General features: G+C 26.7%; 1 protein-coding gene. It reads left to right on the top strand.

Translation table 11 applies throughout. The features are described 5' to 3' along the window. Positions 1 to 823: 823 nt before the first annotated feature. Positions 824 to 2,707, top strand: coding sequence for an ATP-dependent protease LonB (lonB, locus tag BGI41_RS07545; RefSeq protein WP_233126344.1), 1,884 nt, complete (start codon positions 824 to 826; stop codon positions 2,705 to 2,707). Positions 2,708 to 2,841: the final 134 nt, after the last annotated feature.

Raw genomic sequence — 2,841 nt, 5'->3', positions numbered from 1 at the left:
CATGTTAATATTTTTAAGTTGATTATTTTTTAGTATTTTTTTAGCTATTTTTGACTTTTATTTTTTATAATATAGCTATTTTATTTTCATGATTTTCTAGAATAATTTCTATCTTTTTTGTTTTTATTATTTTAATACCTTTATTTTATATTCCTCCTTAATTTATGGTGGTTTTTAATTTTTATATTTTTTAAAATTTCTTGGCTTTTTATAATATATTAAATAATATTTTAATATTTTAGAATAAAGCTTTAAAAATTAAATAATATGTATTAACTTTAAGTAAATAATTTAATAACTTTAATTTACTAAACATAATCTTTTTATATAAAACAAAATATAACTATAAAATGTATTTATGTATGTATAAGTAATATATTCAAATTGTAAATTTTAAGTATTCCTTTATTAAATTATTTACATTAAGTATTAACTTTAATAACTATTAAATTTAGTACTTTTTTATAGATAAGTTTATTAATTAGTTAGAAATACTTTATATAATGATATTTATATATTATTAAAAAGTCGAATTTATAATTATTATATGATTATTTATTTCACTTAATTATAGTTATTATTCACAAATATTATGAGGTTTTTTTATATGGATTTAGAAAATAATTCATCTAATGAAGAAAATCAAGTTACAAAAACATTAGAAAACACAGATGATATACCAACAAATAATAATGTTTCTGTAAGTGAAAATGAAAATGAGGATACTGTTTTAGAACCTCAAAACAATGAAGAAAGTCCTAAAAAAGAAAAAACAGAAGAAGAAAAAACAGAAGAACTTATTAAAGAAGGGCATGTTGATCCAATGATTGATTATGAATCTATTTCAAGTTCTGATGATATTGAAATTCCACCTCTTTTAATTGATCAAGTAATTGGACATGAAGAAGCAGTTGAAACAATTAAAAAAGCTGCAAAACAAAGAAGAAACGTTTTATTAATTGGTGATCCTGGTGTTGGTAAATCAATGCTTGCTAAAGGTATGTCTGAACTTTTACCTCCTGAAGTTTTAGAGGATGTATTAGTATACCCAAATATGGAAGATCAAAACAACCCTCTTATTAGAACTGTTCCTGCTGGAGAAGGTATTAAAATTGTAAAAAGTACTAAAACTTCTTCTAGTTTATATGAACAAAGAAAATCATTAATTATGATGGTTGTTGTAGCTATTGTTATTGCACTTGGATTTTTATATAATGCAATTCTTGAAGCAATTATTGCTGCTGCATTCATATTTTTAATTGGGCTTCAAATTAAACCTAAAAATCATAATTCAAGTCCAAAATTACTTGTTAACAATGCTAATAGAAGATTTGCACCATTTTTCGATGCAACTGGTGCTCATGCAGGTGCACTTCTTGGAGATGTAAGACATGATCCATATCAATCTGGTGGTCTTGGAACTCCAGCGCATGAACGTGTAGAAGCAGGTATGATTCATAAAGCTAATAAAGGAGTTTTATACATTGATGAAATTGGTACAATGAGTATGAAAACTCAACAAGAGCTTTTATCTGCAATGCAAGAAAATAAATATTCAATTACTGGACAAAGTGAAAACAGTAGTGGAGCAATGGTTCGTTCACAAGCAGTACCATGTGATTTTGTTCTTGTAGCTTCTGGTAACATTAAAGTACTTGAAGGAATGCATATTGCATTAAGATCAAGAATTAGAGGATATGGTTATGAAATATTCATGAAAGATACTATGGATGATACTCCTGAAAATAGGAAAAAACTTGTAAGATTCGTAGCTCAAGAAGTTAAAAATGATGGTAGAATTCCACCATTTGATACTAGTGCAATGGATCAAATTATCCTTGAAGCTAAACGTAGATCTGGTAAGAAAAATGCACTTACTTTAAAACTTAGGGATTTAGGTGGTCTTGTAAGATCTTCTGGTGATGTTGCTAAAGAAGAAGGTGCTAAAAAAGTAAGTGAAGAGCATGTTCTTAAAGCTAAAAAATATTCTAGAACTCTTGAACAGCAAATGGCTGATATGTCTATCCAAATGAGAAAAGAATACAGTATGATTAATTCTACTGGTGGAAAAATTGGTGTAGTTAATGGTTTAGCTATTATTGGTGATAGAAGTGGAATTGTCATGCCAATTGCAGCACAAATGGCTCCTGCAAGCAGTAAAAATGAAGGAAAAATTATTGTAACAGGAAAACTTGGAGAAATTGCACAAGATTCAGTACAAAATGTTTCTGCTATTATTAAAAAATATACTCAGAAAGATATATCAAATTACGATATCCATGTTCAATTCTTACAAAGTTATGATGGTGTTGAAGGAGATTCTGCTAGTGTATCTATTACTGCAGCTGTAATTTCTGCTGTAGAAGGAATTCCTATAGATCAATCAATGGCACTTACTGGTTCATTAACTGTTCGTGGAGATGTAATGCCTATTGGCGGAGCAACAGGTAAAATTGAAGCTGCTGCTGAAGCAGGAATTAAAAAAGTTCTTATCCCTAAATCTAACATGGATGATGTTATGATTGAGGATAAATACAAAAAAATGGTTGAAATTATTCCTGTTGAAACTATTGATGATGTTCTTGATAATATTCTCTTAAATGGTAGTAGAAAAGAGAAACTTATGTCAAAAATTAAAAAAATAAGAGAATCTGTTTCAGATTCTGTTTCTGAATCATTATCAGTAAATACTCCACATGCACATTAAATAGAATTTTTAAATTCTATTTTTTATTTTTTTTAGTTTATTTTTTATTGTTTCTTTTTTAGTTTTTAGTTTGGTTTTTTTTAGTTTAGTTTTTAGTTATTTTTTTTAGTTTTTATTCATTATAATTTCTATTA

Source organism: Methanobrevibacter sp. 87.7, from assembly GCF_002208625.1.
Classification (GTDB): Archaea; Methanobacteriota; Methanobacteria; order Methanobacteriales; family Methanobacteriaceae; genus Methanarmilla.
This window is presented reverse-complemented; position numbering and strand designations above follow the sequence as displayed.